Raw genomic sequence first — 2,545 nt, 5'->3', positions numbered from 1 at the left:
GACAGATGATGGTCAGAACCTTGGAATTCTGCACGCCAAGACGGGCGCGCAGCGGCAGGCGCTGGCGGTCGGTCGGGCTGCGCACACGGTCGGTCAGCACCTGCTCGCAGACGCGGTTGACGAGGCTCTCGTCGAAATCGTCGCCGATCAGCTTCAGCATCATGTCGAGCGCGGCGGTGCCGCCGGCGCAGGTGTAGATGTTCTGGTCGATCTCGAACAGGTCGGCAAAGACGTTGGCCTTGGGGAAGGCTTCGGAAAAGCCGGGCAGATTCTCCCAATGGATGGCGCAGCGCTTGTTGGACAACAGGCCGGCGGCGGCAAGGATATGCGCGCCGGTGCACAGCCCGCCGACGGCGACGCCACGATTGTATTCCTCGCGCAGCCAGGCGAAGGCCGACTTGTTCTGGTAGCGCTCCACATTGACGCCGCTGCAGACGATGGCCATGTTCGGCCGGTCCGGTCCGGCCATCTTCCTGCGCTCCTCCTCAAGCGAGGTGTTGACGGCGCATTCGACGCCGTTCGAGGCGCGCACCGGCTTGCCGTCGATACTCGCCAGGCGCCAGCTATAGGCCTCGTAGCCAAGCATGCGGTTGGCCGAGCGCAACGGATCGAGCGCCGTCGCGAAGGCGATCATGGTGAAGTCGGGGACGAGGAAAAATACAAACGATCTCTTGATCGGGTGCTTTACGGCATTCACGGGAAACCTCACGCGGCCATGACGCGAACAGGATGTCGCGAATAGCATAGCGACATCAGGAAAAACCATTCCTGTCAATCGCCTAGAGAGGTTTGGGACAATTAAATTTGCGACATGGGTCGCAAATGGGCAATCGCCTGGGGAATAGGCCCCGTTGTGCTACCGGAGCGGGCAGAACGGCCCCTGGGCAAAAGAAACGCCGCTTCGGTCTTGCCGAAGCGGCGGGGAGGTCAACTTCACAGCGTCGGCTGGGAGGCGCCGCGCCTAAAGTCTCAATATCAAGCGACGAAACCGAGGCGCGCGGCGGCCAGGGCGCCGGTCTGGCCGGGCATGGTCTTCGAAAGGCGCTGGCGCTCGAGCGCGGTCGTCAGGTTCATTTCGCGGCGGTGGAACAGGCGGGCAAGAAGCTTCATAATCATCTCCATTCGGTTGCTCAGACGGGTCGCCTTCGCGTGATGGAGTGGGGCAGCTCGTTTGCTGGCGCTGATATAGGCTTGTACGAACGAAAACGAAATCGCAAAAGCGAAGCGCTTGTTATGAAAAGCGACACCGATTGCGACATTTTTGGGCAATGTGCCCAGGATTTACGATTGTTTACAACGCGTTAAATCGAAAAAGCAGCGTTATGCGATTGGTTCATATGCGTCATGCAGCCGTAGCATGGCTCGGAAAAATCATTTGAATGCAAACAAAACAGGCGGTCGGTTAAAATAGAGAGGCCTGCCGGGCTGGGTCCGCCGGGCAGGCCTTCAGGTTTTGATACACACGATTTACTTCGCTCCGGCCCAGGATCCGACACCGTGGCGAGCACCGGTCCTGGCATCGGCGGCTTCCGGCCAGCCGATATCCTTCTGCAGTTCGATCGGCAGCGCATGGATGGCGCGTTCGGTCTGGTAACGGGCGCGGGCCGCGGTGAATTCGGTCGCAAGCCGGCCGATGGAGGAAAGGATGGACATTTCATTCTCCTTTGCGTTGGGCCGGGAGTTGCCCGGCGGCAGTCTGTTTCAGCTTCATTTCTGTCGAATGCAGGTCCGTGCCAGGGTCGTTTGATGGCTGCTTGTGGCAACAGCCTGCTTCGATGGAGTTGACTATCCTCCCAAACTGATGTTCAATCAAACGAAATGGAATGATCGTTCGCATCAGAAAAATTGAAGGCCGATCCCGATGAACGCCCCACTCAATCATCCGCTGCCGCTGCTCGATCTCGATGTCCTGCGCACCTTCGTGGCGATTGCCGAAACCGGCAGCTTCACCACGGCCGCCACCGCCGTCTTCCGTACGCCGTCGGCCGTCTCCATGCAGATCAAGAAGCTGGAGGACATCCTCGGCCGCTCCGTCTTCGCGCGCGACGCGCGCTCGGTGACGCTGACGACGGACGGCGAGCTGCTGCTCGGCTATGCCCGCCGGCTGTTGTCGATCAACCGCGAGGTGGTGTCGAAGTTCATCATCCCCGACATTGTCGGCGTGGTGCGGCTGGGCTCGCCGGACGACTACGGCGAACGCGTGCTGCCGCATGTCCTGAAGCGCTTCGCACAGTCGCATCCCTCGATCGCCGTCGACGTCACCATCGACCAGAGCATCAATCTGCGCCGGCGCATGGACGACCGGGCGCTCGACATCACGCTGCTCACCAACTCCTACAAGACCAGCGCGCTCGGCGCCGAGGTGCTGTTGACCGAACCGATCGTCTGGGCCGGCGCCAAGGGCGGCTGCGCGCATCTGCGCGAGCCGCTGCCGGTGTCGCTGTGGGAGGAGGGCTGCGTGTGGCGGGCCGGCGCCCTCGAGGCGCTCGGCCGCGAGGGCCGCAACTACCGCGTCGCCTATATGAGCGCGCACACGGCCGGCCAG

At 61.8% G+C, this 2,545-nt stretch carries 4 protein-coding genes; 1 reads left to right on the top strand and 3 read right to left on the bottom strand.

The features are described 5' to 3' along the window. From EN780_RS31925 to EN780_RS31915, 3 genes are all read right to left on the bottom strand, one after another. A partial coding sequence (locus tag EN780_RS31925) for a GlxA family transcriptional regulator (RefSeq protein ID WP_348631282.1) occupies nucleotides 1-634 on the bottom strand: 634 nt, incomplete at its 3' end. Between the two features lie 341 nt (nucleotides 635-975). Further along, nucleotides 976-1,269: a hypothetical protein gene (locus tag EN780_RS39085; protein ID WP_189556905.1), complete on the bottom strand. Its 294-nt coding sequence runs from the start codon at nucleotides 1,267-1,269 to the stop codon at nucleotides 976-978. A gap of 198 nt (nucleotides 1,270-1,467) precedes the next feature. Next, nucleotides 1,468-1,653: a hypothetical protein gene (locus tag EN780_RS31915; protein WP_127284691.1), complete on the bottom strand. Its 186-nt coding sequence runs from the start codon at nucleotides 1,651-1,653 to the stop codon at nucleotides 1,468-1,470. Nucleotides 1,654-1,861: 208 nt separating this feature from the next. On the opposite strand from EN780_RS31915, the gene EN780_RS31910 reads away from it, so the two are divergent. Next, nucleotides 1,862-2,545 (top strand): LysR family transcriptional regulator (locus EN780_RS31910; RefSeq protein ID WP_128276263.1); only part of this gene is annotated, 684 nt, incomplete at its 3' end.

It is taken from the genome of Mesorhizobium sp. M4B.F.Ca.ET.089.01.1.1 (genome assembly GCF_004022605.1).
Classification (GTDB): domain Bacteria; phylum Pseudomonadota; class Alphaproteobacteria; order Rhizobiales; family Rhizobiaceae; genus Mesorhizobium; species Mesorhizobium abyssinicae.
This window is presented reverse-complemented; position numbering and strand designations above follow the sequence as displayed.

Coding starts and splice junctions, on each gene's coding strand:
- EN780_RS31915 (WP_127284691.1), bottom strand. CDS start 1,653: ATGTCCATCCTTTCCTCCATCGGCCGGCTTGCGACCGAATTCACCGCG.